The sequence below is a fragment of the Terrabacter sp. NPDC080008 genome, from assembly GCF_040702505.1.
Classification (GTDB): Bacteria; Actinomycetota; Actinomycetes; order Actinomycetales; family Dermatophilaceae; genus Terrabacter.
On record NZ_JBFBLC010000002.1, the window covers coordinates 232,059 to 251,623 of the forward strand.

18 protein-coding genes are annotated in these 19,565 nt (G+C 71.9%); 13 read left to right on the top strand and 5 right to left on the bottom strand.

Going from position 1 to position 19,565, the window contains the following annotated elements; all coding sequences use genetic code 11:
• Positions 1–192 precede the first annotated feature (192 nt).
• The 3 genes from AB0316_RS07030 to AB0316_RS07040 all read left to right on the top strand — a co-directional run bounded on the left by AB0316_RS07030 (position 193) and on the right by AB0316_RS07040 (position 2,935).
• Positions 193–978 (top strand): histidine phosphatase family protein, encoded by a 786-nt coding sequence (locus tag AB0316_RS07030; protein WP_366271718.1) that lies wholly within the window; start codon positions 193–195, stop codon positions 976–978.
• A gap of 1 nt (position 979) precedes the next feature.
• A complete protein-coding gene (locus AB0316_RS07035; RefSeq protein ID WP_366271719.1) occupies positions 980–1,873 on the top strand; it encodes an NAD(P)H-hydrate dehydratase in 894 nt (297 codons plus the stop codon).
• A 228-nt stretch (positions 1,874–2,101) separates the two neighbouring features.
• Positions 2,102–2,935, top strand: a complete 834-nt coding sequence (locus AB0316_RS07040) for a GAF and ANTAR domain-containing protein (protein WP_366271721.1) — start codon at positions 2,102–2,104, stop codon at positions 2,933–2,935.
• Positions 2,936–2,972: 37 nt separating this feature from the next.
• On the opposite strand, the gene AB0316_RS07045 is transcribed toward AB0316_RS07040, so the two are convergent.
• Entirely contained in the window at positions 2,973–3,941 is a 969-nt protein-coding gene (locus AB0316_RS07045) for an SDR family NAD(P)-dependent oxidoreductase (protein ID WP_366271722.1), read from the bottom strand.
• 116 nt (positions 3,942–4,057) lie between these two features.
• On the opposite strand from AB0316_RS07045, the gene AB0316_RS07050 reads away from it, so the two are divergent.
• The 3 genes from AB0316_RS07050 (at position 4,058) to AB0316_RS07060 (ending at position 6,502) form a co-directional block, all read left to right on the top strand.
• Positions 4,058–5,659, top strand: coding sequence for an NAD(P)/FAD-dependent oxidoreductase (locus tag AB0316_RS07050; protein WP_366271724.1), 1,602 nt, complete (start codon positions 4,058–4,060; stop codon positions 5,657–5,659).
• Positions 5,656–6,105, top strand: coding sequence for an SRPBCC family protein (locus AB0316_RS07055; protein ID WP_366271725.1), 450 nt, complete (start codon positions 5,656–5,658; stop codon positions 6,103–6,105). The genes AB0316_RS07050 and AB0316_RS07055 overlap by 4 nt, the downstream gene beginning before the upstream one ends.
• Positions 6,106–6,319: 214 nt before the next feature.
• Positions 6,320–6,502 carry a hypothetical protein gene (locus AB0316_RS07060; RefSeq protein ID WP_366271726.1) on the top strand — a complete coding sequence of 61 codons (183 nt, stop codon included), beginning with the start codon at positions 6,320–6,322 and terminating at the stop codon, positions 6,500–6,502.
• A 52-nt stretch (positions 6,503–6,554) separates the two neighbouring features.
• Here the strand turns inward: AB0316_RS07060 and AB0316_RS07065 are convergent, their stop codons facing one another.
• Positions 6,555–8,201 (bottom strand): serine/threonine-protein kinase, encoded by a 1,647-nt coding sequence (locus AB0316_RS07065; protein WP_366271727.1) that lies wholly within the window; start codon positions 8,199–8,201, stop codon positions 6,555–6,557.
• Positions 8,202–8,398: 197 nt separating this feature from the next.
• Here AB0316_RS07065 and AB0316_RS07070 point away from each other — a divergent pair, with 197 nt between their 5' ends.
• The 5 genes from AB0316_RS07070 to AB0316_RS07090 all read left to right on the top strand — a co-directional run bounded on the left by AB0316_RS07070 (position 8,399) and on the right by AB0316_RS07090 (position 13,842).
• Positions 8,399–9,400 (top strand): YihY/virulence factor BrkB family protein, encoded by a 1,002-nt coding sequence (locus AB0316_RS07070; RefSeq protein ID WP_366271728.1) that lies wholly within the window; start codon positions 8,399–8,401, stop codon positions 9,398–9,400.
• Positions 9,401–9,546: 146 nt separating this feature from the next.
• Positions 9,547–10,806: an aromatic acid exporter family protein gene (locus tag AB0316_RS07075; RefSeq protein ID WP_366271730.1), complete on the top strand. Its 1,260-nt coding sequence runs from the start codon at positions 9,547–9,549 to the stop codon at positions 10,804–10,806.
• A 9-nt stretch (positions 10,807–10,815) separates the two neighbouring features.
• Positions 10,816–11,469: an MBL fold metallo-hydrolase gene (locus AB0316_RS07080; RefSeq protein ID WP_366271732.1), complete on the top strand. Its 654-nt coding sequence runs from the start codon at positions 10,816–10,818 to the stop codon at positions 11,467–11,469.
• Positions 11,470–11,491: 22 nt separating this feature from the next.
• On the top strand, positions 11,492–12,298 hold the full coding sequence (locus tag AB0316_RS07085) for an ABC transporter ATP-binding protein (RefSeq protein ID WP_366271733.1): 807 nt from the start codon (positions 11,492–11,494) through the stop codon (positions 12,296–12,298).
• On the top strand, positions 12,274–13,842 hold the full coding sequence (locus AB0316_RS07090) for a hypothetical protein (RefSeq protein WP_366271735.1): 1,569 nt from the start codon (positions 12,274–12,276) through the stop codon (positions 13,840–13,842). The genes AB0316_RS07085 and AB0316_RS07090 overlap by 25 nt, the downstream gene beginning before the upstream one ends.
• A gap of 51 nt (positions 13,843–13,893) precedes the next feature.
• Here the strand turns inward: AB0316_RS07090 and ppgK are convergent, their stop codons facing one another.
• A complete protein-coding gene (gene ppgK, locus AB0316_RS07095; protein WP_366271737.1) occupies positions 13,894–14,664 on the bottom strand; it encodes a polyphosphate--glucose phosphotransferase in 771 nt (256 codons plus the stop codon).
• Between the two features lie 88 nt (positions 14,665–14,752).
• Complete coding sequence (gene map, locus AB0316_RS07100; protein ID WP_366271739.1) at positions 14,753–15,634, bottom strand: type I methionyl aminopeptidase; 882 nt, start codon at positions 15,632–15,634, stop codon at positions 14,753–14,755.
• 118 nt (positions 15,635–15,752) lie between these two features.
• Here map and AB0316_RS07105 point away from each other — a divergent pair, with 118 nt between their 5' ends.
• A complete protein-coding gene (locus AB0316_RS07105) occupies positions 15,753–15,947 on the top strand; it encodes a methionine aminopeptidase (RefSeq protein ID WP_366271741.1) in 195 nt (64 codons plus the stop codon).
• A 73-nt stretch (positions 15,948–16,020) separates the two neighbouring features.
• Here AB0316_RS07105 and panB read toward each other — a convergent pair whose 3' ends face one another.
• On the bottom strand, positions 16,021–16,902 hold the full coding sequence (gene panB, locus AB0316_RS07110) for a 3-methyl-2-oxobutanoate hydroxymethyltransferase (RefSeq protein WP_366271743.1): 882 nt from the start codon (positions 16,900–16,902) through the stop codon (positions 16,021–16,023).
• A gap of 240 nt (positions 16,903–17,142) precedes the next feature.
• Here panB and AB0316_RS07115 point away from each other — a divergent pair, with 240 nt between their 5' ends.
• Entirely contained in the window at positions 17,143–19,488 is a 2,346-nt protein-coding gene (locus tag AB0316_RS07115; protein ID WP_366271745.1) for an immune inhibitor A domain-containing protein, read from the top strand.
• Positions 19,489–19,565 lie beyond the last annotated feature (77 nt).

Here is a 19,565-nt window from a genome sequence, read left to right on the forward strand (position 1 = left end):
CCGGATGCACCGATTCAGGTCAGAAGTACCCCTGAGCCGTCGCAGAGAAACGCTTCTCCGGAGAAACGCTTCTCCGGGGCCGGTGGCGTGCGCCCGCGGCCGGCGCGTTTCCGACCGCGAGGGGGCGGGTACAGGTGCGGTGTCCCCTCTCGGGCACTGACGCACCCGTCGACCACCTCGGCAAGGAGACGCATGGCCATCGGAGGCAGCGGCGCGCCCTGGGCCGCCCACATGGAGGAGCTCGTCCTCGTCCGCCACGGCGAGAGCCTCGGCAACGTCGCGGACGCGCAGGCGCGCGACCGCGGTCAGGGCCGGCTGCAGCTCGACACCCGGGACCCGGACACGCCCCTGTCGGAGCGGGGTGAGCGCCAGGCCCACGAGCTGGCCCGCCACGTGGCCACGAGCGGCCCCCACCCCGACGTCGTCCTCAGCTCGCCCTACGCGCGGGCGGCGATGACGGCGCGGATCGTGTGCAGCGCCCTGGACCTCGAGCCGCTGCTCGACGAGCGCCTCCGGGAGCGCGACCTCGGCATCTTCGACGGCCTCACCGGCCTGGGCATTCGCAAGCACCACCCGGAGGAGGCCGAGCGCCGGGCCCGCCTGGGCAAGTTCTACTATCGCCCGCCGGGCGGCGAGAGCTGGACCGACGTCGCGCTGCGGGTGCGCGACGTCCTCCGCGACCTCGCGCAGCTGTATGCCGGCCGCCGGGTCTGGGTGTTCACCCACCAGGCCGTGATCATGAGCTTCCGTCTCGCCCTCGAGCGACTCGACGAGGCCACGCTGCTCGACGTGGACCGCACGCAGCCGCTGGCCAACTGCTCCCTGACCCGCTACCGCAAGGACGGCGATCTGCTGCAGCTCGCGACGTTCGCCGACACCGGCTACCTCGAGACCTCGGACGTGGAGACCACCCACGAGGGCACGGTGGGCGCCGAGGTGCCCGAGGAGCCCGAGCTCCAGGACGAGAGGACCAGCTGACATGCCGGAGGCAACCCCCACCCCGATCAAGGCCGAGCTGCTGAGGTCGTGGTCGCTGCCCGAGCAGGGCGGTAACAAGTCCGACCGCGGGACCGTGCTCGTCGTCGGGGGAGCGCGCCAGACACCCGGAGCGGTCCTGCTGGCGGCCGAGGCAGCCCTGCGCGTCGGCGCGGGGAAGGTGCAGGTGGCCACGGCCAGCGACACCGCGTCGGCGGTGGCGGTGGCACTCCCGGAGGCCTTCGTCCAGGGACTGCCCGTCCTGCACAGCGGCGAGCTCGCCGTCGCCGGTGCCGACCGTGTGGTGGAGCTCGCCCAGGGGGCCGACGTCGTCCTGCTCGGTAGCGGTCTCGGCGACCCGGAGTGCGCCGACCTCCTGCTCACCCAGATCGTGCCCCGACTCGACAACCTCGTGGTGCTCGACGCGCTCGGCACCGCCTTCCTGACCGGTCGCCTCGACGGTGTGCGCCACCTCGCCGGGCGGGTGCTGCTGACGCCGAACCTCACGGAGACGGCCGCCATGCTGGAGCGGTCGGAGGACGAGGTCGGCGACGACCAGCTCGGGGCCGCCCGCGCCGTCGCGGAGGCCACCGGGGCGGCCGTCCTGAGCGGCGGCGAGGTGTCGTACGTCGTGTCGCCGGGCGGGGACGCGTGGTCCTGCGACGCCGGCGTGCCGGGCCTAGCGACCGCGGGGTCCGGCGACGTCAAGGCCGGCCTCGTGACCGGCCTGCTCGCCCGCGGAGCGACGCCGGAGCAGGCGGCCGCCTGGGGAGCCTGGGCCCACGCGAGAGCCGGCGAGCGGCTGTCGCAGGAGCGGCCGGGATTCCTGGCGCGCGACGTGATGCTCGAGCTGCCGCTCGAACTGAGGCGTACGGAGGAGCCCGGCTCCTCTTCCTGAGCAGCGTGCGTATGCAGCGGTTCCCAACCTGCACGGCGGGCGAGAAGGCGTGTACGTTGGGAGTCGATACGGGCACGTGAACCGAAGGGCCGTTGGCCAGCTCGGGGTTTCGGTTCAGTAGGGCACCTTCAAGGCACGAGGGGACGCCACGCCCGCGAAGGACGTGCTGTGACTCTTTCATCAGGACGCCACCCGAGCCGCCAGGGCCCTGCGGCCGTCGCTGCTCGCGTGTCCCAGGGACTCGTGGGCTCCTCGCCCGCCCCGGCGCAGGACTCCCACGACGCCATGGCCGTCTCGGCGCCGGGCGCTGTCGCGAGCGCCGCGGAGGGCGGACCGAGCTTCCCTACCGCGCCGACGACTGCTGTCGAGACGCTGCTGCAGGCGAGCACCAAGGCCGTACCGGGCGTGCGCCACGTCTCCATCAGCCTCGTCGAACGCGGGGGAGCGGTGCGACCCCTGGCGGCGAGCGGCCAGGTCTCCCGGAGGGTGGAGGAGCTGCAGGTCATGCTGCGGGAGGGCCCGAGCGTCGATGTCCTGCACGGCGACGAGCCGGTGGTGGGGCTGCTCGTGGGCTGCCCGCAGGACGCGGCTCGGTGGCCCGAGCTCGCACCGCGCCTCGACGCCCTGGGGCTGCGCTCGGTGCTCGCGGTCCGCATGGTGTGGGAGCGCAAGGCCGTGGGCGTGATGACCCTGGCGGGCGACAGCCGCGAGGGCCTGCCGTGCGAGACGGTGGTGCTCGCCACGGCCTTGGCCGCACACGCGGCGGCGACTCTCGGACTGGCGCGCAAGGCCGAGCAGCTCGAGCTGGCGATGGTCACGAGGCAGGAGGTCGGTCAGGCGGTCGGCATCCTCATGGAGCGCTACGGCCTGACGCCCGAGGCCGCTTTCGCCTACCTGCGCCGGCTGTCCCAGAACCGCAACGTCAAGCTGCGCGACATCGCCGACCAGCTGCGGCTCACCGGGCGCCTCCCCGGCGATGAAGCGCCGCACGACTCTGAGGCCGGCGACCTCGAGCCGGCCGGCGCCGACACCCCGAGCAGCATCGCGAGTGCGCCAGCCTGATCGAACGGAACCGAAACCGCCTGACGCAGGGCACGACCTAGCCGACGGCGCGGCGCACCTGACGGGCGAGCAGCCCCGCCGCGGCGCCGAGACCTGACCCGTGCCCGCCGGTGAGGCGGTTCCCGTCGGGCACGCTCGTCTCGACGTTGCCCGGCCCGGGCGGCACCGTCTCGAACCGGTCGGAGGCGAGGCGGGCGAAGAGCGGACCGACCCAGGCGTCGTAGAGCCGGGGCAGCAGGACGAACCCGAGCCGGATCAGCGGGTCGAACGCCCCGCCGTGGGTCACCCGTCGAGGTCGCCGCAGCACCTCGGCCACGAGCCGTCCGGCCTTCTCCGGCGACCACACGACGGGAGGTGGCTGCCCGGCCGGGCCCCCGGCATACGCCCCCTGGCGGTAGATGGGGGTGTCGACGCCGGGCAGCGTCACGTAGGAGATGTGCAGTCCCGGGACGTCGCGGTTCTCGATGACGGCCTGCCGCGCGAGGGCGCGCACGCCGTACTTGCTGACCGTGTAGGCGCTCATCGTCGGCACCGCGATGTGGCCGATGAGCGAGCCGGTCAGCACGACCGAGCCACGGCCCTGAACGCGCAGCGGCGGCAGGACGTGGCGCAGCAGGTTGGCCGAGCCGAGCAGGTTGGTCTCGACGACTGCGTCGAAGAGTGGCGCGGCCAGCTGCTCCAGGCGGCCGTAGGCGACGACGCCCGCGCAGTTGACGACGCCATCGAGGCGGCCGTATGCGTCGAGCACGTCCGCGACCGCCCTGGCGACGGCGGCGTCGTCGCGGATGTCCGCGGTCACGACGAGCACCTCGGCGGCCCCCAGGGACCGGCACTGGTGCGCGGCGCGCTGCAGGGGCTCCTCGCCGCGGGCCAGCAGGGCCAGTCGGTGGCCGCGGCGAGCCAGCTCGAGCGCGGTCGCCAGTCCCACGCCGCTCGACGCGCCGGTGACGAGGACGACAGGATCCGTGCCGATGTCGGTGCCGCGGACGGGCGAGCTCTGGGCCATGGGGAGGCCGTGCCCGCTCGCGGCCCATCCCAAACGTCGGGTTAGCCGGGCAGCACTCCGGGTACAGACCGAGCGGACGACGAGCGGGACGACGAAGGCACGGACGAGAGGACATCGTGGCGACGACGGATGCGGTGGTCATCGGCAGCGGTCCCAACGGCCTGGTGGCCGCGAACCTGCTCGTCGACGCGGGCTGGTCGGTGGTCGTGCTCGAGGAGCAGCAGACTCCGGGCGGGGCCGTGCACAGCGACTCCTCCGTGGCAGACGGCTACGTCCACGACACCTTCAGCTCCTTCTACCCCCTCGCGGCCGGGTCGCCCACGATCTGTGGACTGCGCCTCGAGGAGCACGGCCTCGAGTGGGTCCACGCTCCCTCGGTCGTCGCGCACTCCTTCCCCGACGGCCGCTGGGGCGTGCTCCACCGTGACCGTGGCGAGACCGCCGCGGGGCTCGAGGAGCAGGCCGCCGGTGACGGGGACGCGTGGCTCGCGCTGTGCGACACGTGGGACCGGGTCGGCGACGCCGTCATCACCTCCCTGCTCAGCCCCTTCCCGCCCGTCCGCGGCGGTGCCGGCATGGCCCGGCACGTGCTGCGCGCCGGCGGCCTCGAGATGGTCCGGCAGATGATCATGCCGGCGCGCACGCTGACCGAGCGGCTCTTCCGCGGGGAGGCCGCTCGGATGCTGGTGGCGGGCAACGCCGCCCACGCCGACATCAGCTTCGAGTCGCCGGGGTCCGGGGCGATGGGCCTGCTGCTCGTCCTCCTCGGCCAGACCGTGGGCTTTCCCGTGCCGCGTGGCGGTGCCGGGCAGCTCTCGGGTGCGATGGTCCGGCGTCTCGAGTCCAAGGGCGGCCAGGTCGTGCTGGGGGAGCGGGCCGAGGGCGTACGCGTCGAGGGGGGTCGCGCGGTCGCCGTGCGGACCGCGTCGCGGGAGATCACCGTCGGGCGGGCGGTGCTCGCCGACGTGTCGGCACCAGCGCTCTACGGGGGCCTGGTGTCGTGGGAGCAGCTGCCCAGCCGGCTGCGGCACCGCATGGGCCGGTTCGAGTGGGACCCGTCGACGGTCAAGGTGGACTGGGCCCTCGACGGGCCCGTGCCGTGGACCAACGCCCCGCAGGCGGCACCGGGCACCGTGCACATCGGCGACTCGCTCGACGACGTGACCCTCAGCGGAAGCCAGGTCGCTGCGGGCCTGGTGCCCGAGCGTCCCTTCATGCTCGTCGGACAGATGGGTGTGGCCGACCCCTCCCGCGTCCCGCCGTCGGGCGGAGAGGCGCTCTGGGCGTACACCCACGTCCCGCAGCAGGTCCGCGGCGACGCCGCAGCCGGCCGCGACGATGTTCGCGAGGTCCGCGGCACCTGGGACGAGGGCGACCTCGAGGCCATGGCGGAGCGGATGGAGGCCCGCATCGAGAGCCGCGCGCCGGGCTTCCGCGACCGCATCACGGCCCGACGGGTCCTGGGCCCTCACCAGCTCGAGTCGATGGACCGCAACCTGGTGGGCGGCGCGATCAACGGCGGCACCGCCAACCTGCAGCAGCAGCTCATCTTCCGCCCCGTCGCCGGCTCGGGACGCCCGGAGACCCCCGTCAAGGGCCTCTACCTCGCGTCGGCGTCCGCCCACCCGGGCGGCGGTGTGCACGGCGCCTGCGGCGCCAACGCCGCGAGGGCCGCACTGTGGCACGACAAGACCCGCAATCTCTGGAGGCGCACGTGAGCACGACCATCCGGACCGTCCACGGCACGCCGCGGGAGGTCTTCGACGTCCTCGGCAACGCATGGAGCTACAGCCAGTGGGTGGTCGGGGCCTCGCGCGTGCGCGACGTCTCTCCCGACTGGCCGGCCGCCGGCGCGACCATGCACCACTCCGTCGGAGCGTGGCCGGTGCTCATCGACGACACGACGTCCATCGTGCGGTGGGAGCCGCCCACCCTGCTCGAGCTCACGGTCCGCGCCTGGCCTTCGGGCGAGGGTCTGGTTCGCATCACCTGCCGCGAGGTGGCGGACGGCACCGAGGTGACGATGGAGGAGGACGCGACGAAGGGACCGGCCCTGCTGATCCCGCGGCTCCTGCGCGACCCTGTGCTGCACCGCCGCAACATCGAGGCGCTGCGGCGTCTGGCCAACCTCGTCGAGCGGGCGGCGCGCTTCCGGCCCGAGTGAGGGCCCGGCAGGCCACCGAAGCTTGAGCCGCCGGCCCTGTCACCGGGGAACCTGACGGACCCCGTTGTCCGATCCGGTCTTCTTGCACATTTCTTTGGACTTTCTTGCCGAAAAACGGGCATTCACGTCCATTTCGGCCACGCGGACTGGTACACCTACCCCTGAGACACCGGCTGAAGCGAAATGCCGGTCGACACGACCAGGGAGAACCGCGATGAGCACAGTGACCTCGACCGAGGACAACGCAGCCCCGACCGTGATGACCGGCAGCGAGCGGGCTGCCATGCTCGAGCGCCTCGTCCAGGCCTGCACGACGAGCGTCGTTGCGCCCGTAGGCGCCTCGCGCAACCGCCCGGCCCACTCCCTTCACCCCGTGGTGATGTGGCGCTGCCAGTGACCGACGTCGTCTGACGCGAGCGTCCTGCGCGCCCGCGTGACCCGCGACTCTCCTACAGCTGGCTGCTGTTCTGCACCTTCGAGGTGTCGATCTTGAGCACGCCGTCCTGCTCCACCAGCGTGAAGGCAGTGCGCTCCTCGTACCGGCGCCCGTCACGGAAGTCGTAGCGCACCGTCGCCACCACCGACCCCGGGCCGGAGGCCTTCGCCTGCCCGACGCTCACCGCGTCCACGGACGCCCAGAACCGGTCGTAGGTGGCCCGGTCCTTGGCCGTCGTGGCGCGATAGCGGTCGGTGAGCCGGGCCCAGCCGGCGTCGGTGTTGTCGGGGAGCAGGCGGTAGTAGTCGCGCACCGCGCCGGCGAGGTCGGAGGCGGAGCCGGGTGAGGTCGTGGCGGGAGCGGAGGGCGACGACGTCGTCGGCGTCGGTGTCGTCGTCGCAGCCGGTGTGCTGGGTGACGGCGGCGGCGCGGTCGACGTCGTGGGCCTCGAGCTGCTGGACGGGGACGCCTGGCTCGAGCGGGTCGTGCCGGCGACGACCGGAGGCGGTGTCGCGCCGCCGGTCGCAGAACCGTCACGCAACAGCGACGTCGCGAGAAGCCCGCCACCGACCAGCAGCAGCAGGACCAGACCCGCGAGCACGGCTCGCCGGCGTCCGCGCGACTCACCGTCGCGGGCCGGTGGACCCGCCGCTGTGCGCGGTTCGACGCCCTCGCTCCCCGTCGGATCTGCCTGCGCCTCTGGCTGCACGGCGGTGCGGGCGGTCGGCGAGGTCCCGTCGGCGAGGTCGAGGCCCGCCGCCGCACCTGCCGACACGGTCGCCGCGGGCGGAAGCACCCGCGTACGGTCGACGCCGTCGTCCGGGACGCTGCGGCCGGCGGCGACGTCGCCGAGGACGGCCGAGACGTCCTGCATCGAGGGTCGCTCCTCCGGGGAGACCGAGAGCATGCGCAGGAGCACCGGCGCGAGCGGCGTTTCGGACGGGGGAGTGATGGCGCCGGAGGCGACCCGGTGCAGCAGGGCCATGGCGTTGTCGCCGGTGCCGAAGGGTGGGGACCCCTCGAGCGCCGCGTAGAGCGTCGCTCCGAGCGAGAAGACGTCCGACGCCGGGGTCGAGGGCGCTCCGCGCGCCACCTCGGGCGCCAGGTAGGCGGGTGTGCCCGTGACCATCCCGGTGGAGGTGAGGGATGCGTCGCCGAGTGCGTGGCTGATCCCGAAGTCGGTGATGCGGGCCGTGCCGTCCTCGGCGAGCAGGACGTTGCCCGGCTTGACGTCGCGGTGGACCAAGTCTGCCCCGTGGGCGGCGGCGAGGGCCGACGCGAGCTCGCTGCCGAGCCGCGCGACCTCTCGGACCGGCAGCGGGCCGCGCTCGTGCAGGACGGCCTGCAGGCTCTGCGACGGGAGGTACTGCATGACGAGGCAGGGCCGGCCCTCGTGGTCGACGACGTCGAAGACGGGGACGGCGTTGGGGTGGTGCAGACGAGCCGTGTTCCGTGCCTCGCGCATGGCCCGCTCGCGGGCGACGGCGGCGTCCGACTCGTCGAGCGCGACCGGCGGGTGCAGCTGCTTCACGGCGACGGCGCGGTTGAGCCGCTCGTCCCAGGCCAGCCACACGTGTCCCATGCCGCCGGAGCCGATGCGGTCCATGAGCCGGTAGCGTCCGGCGATCAGTTCCGGCCTGTCGGCGCTGTCGGCCACCATGCTGTGCGTCTCCTCACGATCATCAGGTCCGGCACGTGACGGTCCTGCTCTCCTACCCAGCAGAGCCACTCATCCTCGCATCCCACGCGCGGGAGGAGGGCCTTGCCTCTGGGAGTGCCCCTCCCGTTGCCCCCGTGCCGTATGCCGGCTCGCCCGGTCCCGTGCACGCGCTGCCCTGCAGTGGGTACGACCCCGCCATGGCAACAGAACCCGATACCCGTCGCGAAGACGCTCCCGACAGCCCGACGGAGCTGCCCCGGGCATCCCTGGTCGCCGTGCTCAAGCGAGCCCGCGGCGAGTTCAAGCGCGACAACCTCACCGACCTCGCCGCCTCGCTGACGTACTACGGCCTGCTGTCGATCGCGCCGGCCCTCGTCGTGCTCGTCGCCGCCCTCGGCCTGCTCGGTCCCGATGCCACGACGCAGGTCGTCGACCAGGTCAAGCAGCTGACGCCGGGGTCGAGCGCCCAGTTCGTGCAGACCCTCATCACCCAGGCCCAGGCCAACCGCACGGGCGCCGGCCTCGGAGCGATCTTCGGGATCCTCGTCGCACTCTGGTCGGCGTCCGGCTACGTCGCGGCCTTCATGCGCGCCTCCAACGTCATCTACGACATCCCCGAGGGGCGGCCGATCTGGAAGACCATCCCGATCCGGGTCGGAGTCACCGTCTTCGCCGTGGTCGTCATGGTCGTCAGCGCCGTGATCGTCGTCGTCAGCGGGCCGGTGGCCCAGCAGCTCGGCGACTTCATCGGTGCCGGCGACACCGCCGTGACGCTGTGGAGCATCCTCAAGTGGCCGGTGCTCCTCGTTCTCGTCTCGATGCTCTTCGCCGTCCTCTTCTGGGCCAGCCCCAACGCCAAGCAGGGCGGCGTGAAGTGGGTGAGCCCCGGCGGCCTCATCGCCGTCGTCATCTGGCTCGTGGTCTCGGGGGTGTTCGCGCTCTACGTGTCCCACTTCTCCTCGTACAACAAGACGTACGGCTCCCTCGCGGGCGTGGTGATCTTCCTGGTCTGGCTCTGGCTGACCAACATCGCGATCCTGCTCGGCGCCGAGGTGAACGCCGAGCTCGACCGCAGCCGCGCGATCGCCGCGGGCCAACCCGAGGACCTCGAGCCCTTCGCCGAGCCGCGCGACACGCGCGCGATGGACGACCAGGACAAGCGCGCCCTCGAGGAGGCCGCCGAGCGCCGGTCGCACTGAGGCCCACCGGGCGGCGTCCACGCGGTCGGACACGTCTACCCCGCCGAGGAAGTCGCGCGGAGGGCGGCGGCCCCTACAGTGAGCCCCGTGGACGACGCAGTACCGGTACCCCTCGACCGGCACCCCAGGTCCGGCGGTTCCCGCACATGAGCCAGTGGCGCGATGACACGACCGAACGCGTGCGTGCGCTCCGGCGTGCCGTGCACCGACCCGGGCCAGAGCGCGACGCGCTGCTGCTGCTCCTCAAGTCGGCGGTCGCCACGGTGGCCGCCTGGCAGTTCGCCGTCCGCGTGCTCGACAGCCCGGTGCCCTTCTACGCTCCGATGGCTGCGCTGCTCGTGGTGGACCGCACCATGGTGCGGTCCATCTCCGCGAGCGCGCAGCGCGTCGCCGCCGTGGTCCTCGGCCTCGGGGTCGCCTGGGTCGTGGCCAACCTGCTCGGCGTCACGTGGTGGACGATGTTCGGGGTCATCCTCGTCGCGCTCGTCATCGGCCGGTGGTCGCGTCTCGGTGACCACGGCATCCAGGTGCCGGCGATGGTGCTGCTGTCGCTCATCACCGCCAAGGGCACCGACGAGCAGTTCACCTACCTGACGATCGTCGAGACGGTCGCCGGGGGCGTCATCGGCGTGGCGACGAATGCGATCGTCTTCGCGCCGCTGCACCTGACGAAGCCGCGCCAACGGGTCGCGGCCCTGGCCCGCCAGGTGCGGGACCTGCTGGCGCAGATGGCCGACGGGCTGCGCGGCGAGTGGGACGGGGACACCGCCCGAGAGTGGTATCGAGCCGGCACCGCCATGGTGGAGCGTGCGCCGCTCGTGCTCGACGACATCCACACCGGTCGCGAGAGCACCCGCTTCAACCTGCGCCAGAACCTGCGCCCGGCCGACATCGACTGGCAGGGCTACGAGCGCACGGTGACGACGCTGCGCCGGGCCCTGTGGCAGGTCACCGGCATCGGCCGCACCCTCGTCGACGCCGCCGACGGGGCCGAGCACCACCCGGCGCCCTCCGCGACCTTCCTCGCCCGCTACGCCGAGGCCCTCGCCGCCATGTCCGTGGCCGTGTCGCAGCTCGGCCGGCACGAGGAGGAGGCGACCCGGAAGTTCGACGAGTCCGTCGCCGAGGCCCGGATCGTCCTCGTCGACCTGCGGGAGGAGGTGCGCCGGACGCCGCTCGCCGACCCCGACCAGTGGTCGGTCTACGGCTCGCTGATCAGCGACTCGCTGCGCGCGCTGGGAGAGCTCGAGTCCGCGCGCGAGTCGGCCGCGGTGCCCACCGACACCGGCCCCCTTCGCCTGCCGCCGACCCGCTCCACCGCGTGGGCACGCCTCCAGCGTCTCCGTGCCCACCGCGCGACGACGCACCACGCGGAGGTGGAGGGGGAGACGACGCGCCGTGGCTAGGGTGGCAGCATGCGCGTGACTCACCTCGGACATGCCTGCCTCCTCGTCGAGGCCGCCGACCGCCGCATCCTCATCGACCCCGGCAGCTTCTCCTCGGGCTTCGAGGAGCTCACCGGCCTCGATGCGGTGATCGTGACGCACAACCACTTCGACCACTTCGACCCCGAGCGGGTCGCGGCGCTGCTGCGGGCCAACCCCACCGCCAGCGTCCACACCGACCCGCTCACCGCCGAGAAGCTGCGCGAGCAGGGGCTTCCCGCCGTCCCCTCCCGCCAGGGCGAGGACTTCGCGGTCGGCGACGTCACGGTCTCCCCGGTAGGCGAGCTGCACGCGTACAACCACGCGGCGATGCCGCGCATCCCGAACGTCGGGGTCGTGCTGCGGGCCGAGGGCGAGCCGTCGCTCTTCCACCCCGGCGACGCCTACGACGGCGAGCCGGGTCCGGTCGACGTGCTGGCGCACCCCCTGAACGCGCCGTGGGCGGCCAGCCGCGACTCCATCGAGTTCGTCGGCCGCATCGCGCCCAAGGTCTTCATCCCGATCCACGACGCGCTGCTCAGCGAGATCGGCCACCGCATGTACTCCGGGCACATCGAGCAGTTCTCGGGCGTCGAGGGCCTGACCTACACCCCGCTGCGCGACGCCGAGTCCGCGACCTTCTGACCCTCGGCGACAGGGGAGCGCGATGAGCGACGTCACGAGTCTGCCTGCGCCGCAAGGAGGGCCGAGCGGCGGGCCGGCCATCGCGCTGCGCGGGCTCGGCAAGCGCTTCGGTGACCTCATCGCCGTCAAGGGCATCGACCTCGACGTGCCACGCGGCTCCTTCTTCGGCCTCGTCGGGCCCAACGGGGCGGGCAAGACGACGACCCTCTCGATGGTCACCGGCCTGCTGCGCCCCGACGCGGGCCAGGCGTTCGTCCTCGGCCGCGACGTGTGGGCCGACCCTGTCGAGGCCAAGCGCCTCGTCGGCGTCCTCCCCGACGGGCTCAAGCTCTTCGACCGGCTGACCGGACTTCAGCTGATCACGTATGCCGGACTGCTCCGTGGGCTGCCGCGCGACCTCGCGGCCGAGCGGGCTGCCGAGCTCGTCGCCGCCCTCGGTCTGACCGAGGCGCAGGGCAAGCTCGTCGTGGACTACTCCGCGGGCATGACGAAGAAGGTGACCCTGGCGTCGGCGCTCGTGCACGCCCCGCGGGTGCTCGTACTCGACGAGCCGTTCGAGGCCGTCGACCCCGTCTCGGCCGCGACGATCCGGCGCATCCTGGCCGACTTCGTCGAGGCGGGCGGCACGGTCGTGCTCTCGAGCCACGTCATGGACCTCGTCGAGCGCACCTGCAGCCACGTCGCGGTCATCTCCGACGGGCTCGTCCTCGCCTCGGGGCAGGTCGACGACGTGTGCGCCGGCCGGTCGCTGGAGGAGCGCTTCGTCGACCTCGTCGGAGGCTCGACCGAGGTGGTGGGTCTGTCGTGGTTGCGCACCTCGTCCGACTGAAGCTCACCCTGCTGCGAAACGTCTTCCGCCGCAGTCGAGCCCAGACCATCGGCGCCGTCGTCGGCGTGGTCTACTTCGCGGTCCTCGTGGCCGGCCTCGCGATCCTCCTCGCGTCCTTGCGGGCCTCGCCCGAGGAGGCGCGCGTCGTGGTCCCCCTCGCCGGCGCTGCAGGCATCGTCCTCTGGACGGTGGTGCCGCTCTTCTCCTTCGGCTCGGACCCGACGCTCGACCCGGGGCGCTTCGCGACGTTCGCGGTGCCGCACCGCGACCTCGCCGTGGGACTCGTGGTCGCGGCGCTGGTCGGGCTGCCGGCCCTCGCCTCGATGGTGCTGTGCGTCGGCGTGGTGCTCGCCTGGTCGCAGACGCCGGCATCGACCGTCTTCGCGGTCGTCTCCACCGCGGTGGGACTGCTGACCGCCATCGTCACGAGCCGGTGGCTCTCGGCCGTGCTCACCCAGGCGGTCTCGAGCCGTCGGGGGCGCGACGCCGTGGCCGTCCTCGGGCTGCTCCTGCTGGTGGTCGTCGGGCCGGCGGTCTCGGTCGTGGCCAACCTCGGCGACCTCGGGGCGCTGGCCACCGCCGCCGCGCGCGTCGTCGCGTGGTCACCGCTCGGCTGGGCCTGGGCGGCTCCCGGTGACGTGGCCGCCGGTCACCACGTCACCGGCGCCGTGCGGCTGCTCCTGGCCGCCGGCCTGCTCGCGCTCGTCTTCTCGTTCTGGTCCCGGGTCCTCCGCCGGGAGGTCGACGACCCACGCGCGGTGTCGCGCTCCGACTCGGGCGACTCGGTGGGCGACGACCTCGGCCTGCTGGCACGTCTGCCGGAGACCCCTGCGGGCGCGGTAGGGGCGCGGGTGCTGACCTACTGGCGGCGCGACCCGCGCTTCCAGATCAGCATGGCGATGACCCCGATCGTGCCGTTCGCGCTGCTGATCCCCTTCTACACGGGGCACGGCAGCTGGACGCCGCTGCTGATGGGGCCGCTCGTCGCGTTCCTGCTCGGCTGGAGCGGCCACAACGCCGTGGCCTACGAGTCGGACGCCCTCTGGCTGCACGTGGTCTCGGGCATCTCGGGCCGCGACGACCGCAGGGGCCGGCTGGCCCCCGACCTGTTCCTCGCCGCTGTGCTCGTGCCGTTCCACTCGCTCGTCGGGGTGGGGGTGGCGGGGCGGTGGGACCTGCTGCCCGCCGTCCTCGGCGTCGCCGTGGCCCTGCTCGGGGCGGGGTATGCCGTCTCGAGCGTGATGAGCGTCGTGATGCCCTACCCGGTGCCGGAGTCGGGGGAGAGCCCGTTCAACGCGCCACCCGGGGCTGCCGGGATCACGCTCGCCGCCCAGTCGCTGGCCAGTGCCGGCACCGTCGCTCTGGCCTCACCGGCGCTGCTGCTCGGCTGGCTGGCCTGGCGAGGCTCTGACGCGGCCGCCTGGGCCGCGGCCCCGGTGGGCCTGGTGGTCGGCGGCGCAGTGGCCCTCGGCGGTGTCGCCGTCGGTGCGCGGCTCTACGACCGGCGTGCTCCCGAGCTGCTGGCGGCCCTGCGTCGGGGCTGACGCGGGCCGCCAGCCCGGGTCAGGCCCGAATCAGCCGCCTGTCAGCCAGGTTCAGGCCCGGGCAGCCGCGAGGTCGGCGGCCAGGTGCGCCGCGCCGATGATGCCGGCCTGGTTGCGCAGCTGGGCGGGCACGATCGGGCAGCGCAGCTTCAGCTTCGGCAGGAAGTCGTCGCTGTCCTTGGAGATGCCGCCGCCGACAATGATCAGGTCGGGGGAGAAGAGCTTCTCGATGGTGTCGTAGTAGGTCTGGAGGCGTTCGACGTACTCGTCCCAGGAGAGCCCCTCGGTGTCCTTGACGGACGAGGCGGCCCGGTCTTCGGCGTCGTAGCCGTCGATCTCGAGGTGGCCGAGCTCGGAGTTCGGCACGAGCCGGCCGTCGTGGATCAGCGCGCTGCCGATGCCGGTCCCGAGGGTCGTGAGGATGACCAGGCCCTGCACGCCCTTGGCGGCGCCGTAGTAGAGCTCGGCGAGGCCGGCGGCGTCGGCGTCGTTGAGCACGGTCACCGCGCGCCCGGTGTGCTTCTTGATCAGCGCCTCGGCGTCGGTGTTGATCCACGTCGGGTCGATGTTGGCTGCGGACAGCACGGTGCCGCGGATGACGACGGCCGGGACGGTCACACCGATCGGGGAGTCGCCCGTCACGTCGGCGAAGTGCTCGACGATCTGGTCGACGACCTCCGCGACGGCGTCCGGGGTGGCGGGCTTGGGCGTCAGGATCTTCAGGCGCTTGCCGGCGAGCTCGCCGTCAACGAGGTCGACGGGGGCGCCCTTGATGCCGCTCCCGCCGATGTCGATACCGAGCGGCTTGCCGTGCTTGGCCATGGTCCCTGCTTCCTTGTCGAGGACGTGGTCGATCGTGCGTGGTGCTGGTGGTGTCGGGTGGGCGCGGCGTGGCCGGGCCGGGGGAAGCCTACGGGGCGGGCGTGCCCTCGGGCAGCGTGAGGATCTCGAAGCCGTCGTCGGTGATGAGGATGGTGTGCTCGAACTGGGCCGAGCGCCGTCCGTCACGCGTCACGACGGTCCACCCGTCGTCCCACATGTTCCACTCGTGCGTGCCGAGGTTGAGCATCGGCTCGACGGTGAAGGTCATGCCCGGCTCGATGACGGTGTCGTAGTTCGGGGCCGCGTCGTAGTGCGGGACGATGAGGCCGGAGTGGAACTCGAGCCCGATGCCGTGACCGGTGAAGTCGCGCACCACCCCGTAGCCGAAGCGCTTGGCATAGCTCTCGATGACGCGACCGATGACGTTGATCTCGCGTCCGGGACGGGCCGCGCGGATGCCGCGCATCATCGCCTCGTGGGTGCGCTCGACGAGCAGGCGCGACTCCTCGTCGACCTCGCCGACGAGGTAGGTGGCGTCCGTGTCGCCGTGGACCCCGTGGATGTAGGCCGTCACGTCGATGTTGACGATGTCGCCGTCCTCGAGGGGGCGGGCGTCCGGGATGCCGTGGCAGATGACCTCGTTGACGCTGGTGCACACCGACTTGGGGAATCCCTTGTAGCCCAGCGGTGAGGGGTAGGCGCCGTGGTCGAGCATGTACTCGTGGGCAACCGCGTCGAGGTGGTCGGTGGTGACGCCGGGGGCGATCGCCTTGGCGGCCTCTACCATCGCCGTGGCGGCGATGCGCGAGGCGATCCGCATCTTCTCGACGGTCTCGGCGTCCTTGAGGTGGACGTCGCCGTCCTCGCGGAAGCTGGCCACGTCGACGTAGTGGGGCCGCTCGATGCTCGCGGGGACGCGACGTCGCGGGCTGAGAGCGTGCGGGGACACCCGCGGGTGGAGCAGCGGCATACGGTGGAGTCTAGGTCGTGGACGGGTGGCGTCCACGCGCGGCGCCCACGGGCCGGACCGGCTCGATCCGATCAGGCCGGCGGGGCCGCGATCCGCGCAGGTGAGAGGGAGTGGACGCGTGAGCTACTGGTACAACGTCGACACCGGTCAGGTCGAGACCGACGAGAACCGCAGCCGGGGCGAGCAGGTGCTCGGGCCGTACCCGACGGAGGCGGCCGCTCGCGCCGCGCTCGACACGGCGCACCAGAAGACCGAGCAGTGGGACGCCGAGGACCGCGACTGGAACGAGCGCGGCGGCTCGCGCGACGACTGAGCGACCGACTCGGGTGCAAGGGCGGTGGCGCCCGTCCGGCGAGGGCCGGTCGGGTGCCACTGCTGGGTTGCCGTCAGGACTCGAACGAGTGCCCCGCGTCGGGGAAGGCTCCCGACTCCACGTCGGCGGCATACGCCCTCGCCGCGTCGAGGAGCGTCCCGCGCAGGTCGGCGTACTTCTTGACGAAGCGGGGGGAGCGGCCGCTGCGCAGCCCCGCGAAGTCGCTCCACACCAGCACCTGGGCGTCGGTCCCCGCACCGGCGCCGATGCCGATCGTCGGGATGTCGAGCTCCTTCGTGACGCGCTCGGCCACCGGGGCGGGCACCATCTCGAGCACCACCGAGAAGGCGCCGGCGCCCTGCAGCGCGAGCGCGTCGGCGACGAGCGCGTCGGCGGCGTCGCCACGGCCCTGCACCCGGTAGCCACCGAGCTGGTGCTCGCTCTGTGGGGTGAAGCCGAGGTGCGCCATGACCGGGATGCCCGCGCCGGTCAGAGCCCTGACGAGCGGCACCATCGCGGCGCCGCCCTCGAGCTTGACGGCGTGCGCGCGACCCTCCTTCATCAGGCGCACGGCACTGGCGAAGCCCTGCTCGACGGACGCGCCGTAGGAGCCGAAGGGCAGGTCGGCCACGACGAGCGCCCGGCGCGTGGCCGTGGCGACCGCGCGCACGAGAGGGACCATCTCCTCGAGGGTCACGGGCACGGTGGTCTCGTAGCCGTAGACGTTGTTGCCCGCCGAGTCACCGACGAGGAGCACGGGGATGCCGGCCTCGTCGAAGATCTCGGCCGCATACATGTCGTATGCCGTCAGCATCGCCCAGCGCTGCCCCCGGGCCTTCATCTCGTGCAGGTGCGGGATGCGGACTCGTCGCGGCGTCGCGGTCGCCTCCTGTGGCCGGGGGGCCGCTGACCCGGAACCGTAGGGACTCGTCTCCTCGGGGCCTGTACCGCTCATGGCCCGAGCATAACCACGGCGACCGGCGTCGAAGAGGCGGCCGCTTATAGGCCGAAAGATGTCTGCAGCCAAGATCAGCGGTGCAGTTCTTTACGAAGAATTTAACGTTCTTTGACGTGAACCCCGTTGAAGCACAAGTTTTTTCAATTCCTCTGATAGCGAGCCTCACATTGTCTGTGATCTGTGTTTGCATACCCGAGGCGCCCACCTGCGGCGCCTTGTGACCAGGAGGACAAACACGTGAACAAGCGCCAGTGGAGTGCTGTCTCGGGCTTGGCCGTGGGGGCGCTCGTCGTCACCGGCCTCACCGCCCCGATGCAGGCTCAGGCAACGCCGATTGCCAAGGCCCCGGTGAGCGGAGACCCCGCGGCCGCCGCGGCTTCCCGCCCGGACAACATGCCCAACCCCCTCGCCGAGGCCCAGGCGGCCGAGCGCAAGGACGCGGTCGCCAAGCTCCTCAAGGGTGAGGCCACCACCAAGACGATCAACGGCAACCGGGTCATCGAGGTCAAGTCCACGGGCAAGGACAAGAACGGCAAGCCGAAGAAGTCGAAGTACGTCAACTACCCGGTGAACCGTGAGGAGGACATCTTCACGATCCTCACCGACTTCGGCGACAAGACGGACCCCAGGACGGGCGGCACGGCCGGCCCGGTTCACAACAACATCGCCGAGCCCGACCGCAAGTGGGACGGCAGCAAGACCGACGACAACTCGACGTACTGGACCAAGGACTTCAACCGCCAGCACTACATGGACATGATGTTCGGCGACGGTGAGTCCTTCAAGGACTTCTACCAGAAGCAGTCCAACGGTCGATTCCTCGCCAAGGGCGACGTCTCCGACTGGGTGACCGTGCCCTACAACGAGGCCCGCTACGGCCACAACCCGGTCAAGGGCGACGGCACCAGCGAGGCCGACGGCTACTGGAACTACATCAACGACGCCGCCCAGGCCTGGTTCAACGCCCAGAAGGCGGCCGGCAAGACGACGGCCGAGATCCGGACGTACCTGCAGCAGTTCGACAAGGTCGACCGCTACGACTCCAAGGGCGACGGCGTCTACAACCGTCCCGACGGCTACATCGACCACTTCCAGGCCATCCACGCCGGTGAGGGCGAGGAGGCCGGTGGCGGCACCGAGGGTGAGGACGCCATCTGGTCGCACCGCTGGTACGCCTACTCCAACAACATGGGCAAGACCGGCCCCGAGGGCAACAAGCTCGGCGGCATCCAGATCGGTGACACCGGCATCTGGATCGGCGACTACACGACCGAGCCCGAGAACGGCGGCCTCGGCGTCTTCGCTCACGAGTTCGGCCACGACCTCGGCCTGCCCGACCTCTACGACACTGCCGGCGGCGACAACAGCACCGCGTTCTGGACCCTGATGAGCGGCGGCTCGTGGCTCAACCACGGCACCGACTCCATCGGCACCACGCCCGGCTACATGGGTCCGTGGGAGAAGCTGCAGCTCGGCTGGCTCGACCACACGGTCGTGCCCTACGGCAAGGACACCACGGTCAAGCTGAGCCAGGCCGACCTGGCCACCAAGAGCGACTCGGTGCAGGCCCTCGTGGTCCCGCTGCCGGAGCGCACCCTGTCGACGAAGCGCAACTCCCCGCACTCCGGCAACGCCGAGTGGTGGAGCGGCTACGGCGACAACCTCAACTCGACCCTGACCCGCACCGTCGACCTGACGGACGCCACCTCGTCCGCCTCGGTCAGCGCCTGGGTCCAGGGCAACCTCGAGGAGGGCTACGACTTCCTCTACGGCGAGATCTCGACCGACAACGGCGCTTCCTGGAAGACGCTGAGCGAGGACACCGGCAAGTTCGCCTGGTCGCAGAAGACGTGGGACCTCTCGGCCTACACGGGCAAGAGCGTCCAGCTGCGCTTCCGCGTCGCCACCGACGGTGGTGTCTCGAGCGAGGCCTTCATCGACGACGTCGTCGTGACGAAGGACGGCAAGGCCGGAGCGGTCGACGACGTCGAGTCCGGTGCCGGTGCGTGGACCGCCAAGGGCTTCACCATCATCAACGGCACGACGACCAAGCAGGTCCAGGACTTCTACTTCGCCGAGAACCGCGTCTACAGCGGCTACGACGCGACGCTGAAGACCGGCCCGTACAACTTCGGCTTCGCCAACACCCGTCCCGACTGGGTGGAGCGCTTCCCGTACCAGAACGGCATGCTCGTCTGGTTCGCCAACGGCGAGTACACCGACAACAACACCTCGAAGCACCCTGGTGCCGGTGAGATCCTGCCGGTCGACGCCCGCCCGGCGCCGATCATGCTGAACAACGCCGACGGCACCCGCACGATGCTCGGCAACCGCCGCCAGCCGTTCGACGCCACGTTCGGCCAGGAGAAGACCGACTCGGTCACCTTCCACCGCAACGGTGTCGCGACCACCGTCCCGAAGCAGCCGGCCATCCCGACCTTCGACGACCGCGACCCGAACCGCTACTGGACCGCCGACAACCCGTGGGCGTCCACCAAGGTGGCCGGTTCCGGCACGACGATGACCGTCGCCAAGACCCGCAAGGGCGGCGACGAGCTGGAGGTCAAGGTCGCCTTCAAGTGACCTTCCCCCTCTGACGCGTCGGGCCCCCGGGACTTCTCCCGGGGGCCCTTCGCATGCCCACGAGAGCCGAGCGGACG

Coding starts and splice junctions, on each gene's coding strand:
- AB0316_RS07070 (WP_366271728.1), top strand. CDS start 8,399: ATGGCAACAGAACCCGATACCCGTCGCGAAGACGCTCCCGACAGCCCG.
- panB (WP_366271743.1), bottom strand. CDS start 16,902: ATGAGCGGTACAGGCCCCGAGGAGACGAGTCCCTACGGTTCCGGGTCA.
- AB0316_RS07065 (WP_366271727.1), bottom strand. CDS start 8,201: ATGGTGGCCGACAGCGCCGACAGGCCGGAACTGATCGCCGGACGCTAC.
- AB0316_RS07035 (WP_366271719.1), top strand. CDS start 980: ATGCCGGAGGCAACCCCCACCCCGATCAAGGCCGAGCTGCTGAGGTCG.
- AB0316_RS07060 (WP_366271726.1), top strand. CDS start 6,320: ATGAGCACAGTGACCTCGACCGAGGACAACGCAGCCCCGACCGTGATG.
- AB0316_RS07085 (WP_366271733.1), top strand. CDS start 11,492: ATGAGCGACGTCACGAGTCTGCCTGCGCCGCAAGGAGGGCCGAGCGGC.
- AB0316_RS07080 (WP_366271732.1), top strand. CDS start 10,816: ATGCGCGTGACTCACCTCGGACATGCCTGCCTCCTCGTCGAGGCCGCC.
- AB0316_RS07075 (WP_366271730.1), top strand. CDS start 9,547: ATGAGCCAGTGGCGCGATGACACGACCGAACGCGTGCGTGCGCTCCGG.
- AB0316_RS07030 (WP_366271718.1), top strand. CDS start 193: ATGGCCATCGGAGGCAGCGGCGCGCCCTGGGCCGCCCACATGGAGGAG.
- ppgK (WP_366271737.1), bottom strand. CDS start 14,664: ATGGCCAAGCACGGCAAGCCGCTCGGTATCGACATCGGCGGGAGCGGC.
- AB0316_RS07045 (WP_366271722.1), bottom strand. CDS start 3,941: ATGGCCCAGAGCTCGCCCGTCCGCGGCACCGACATCGGCACGGATCCT.
- map (WP_366271739.1), bottom strand. CDS start 15,634: ATGCCGCTGCTCCACCCGCGGGTGTCCCCGCACGCTCTCAGCCCGCGA.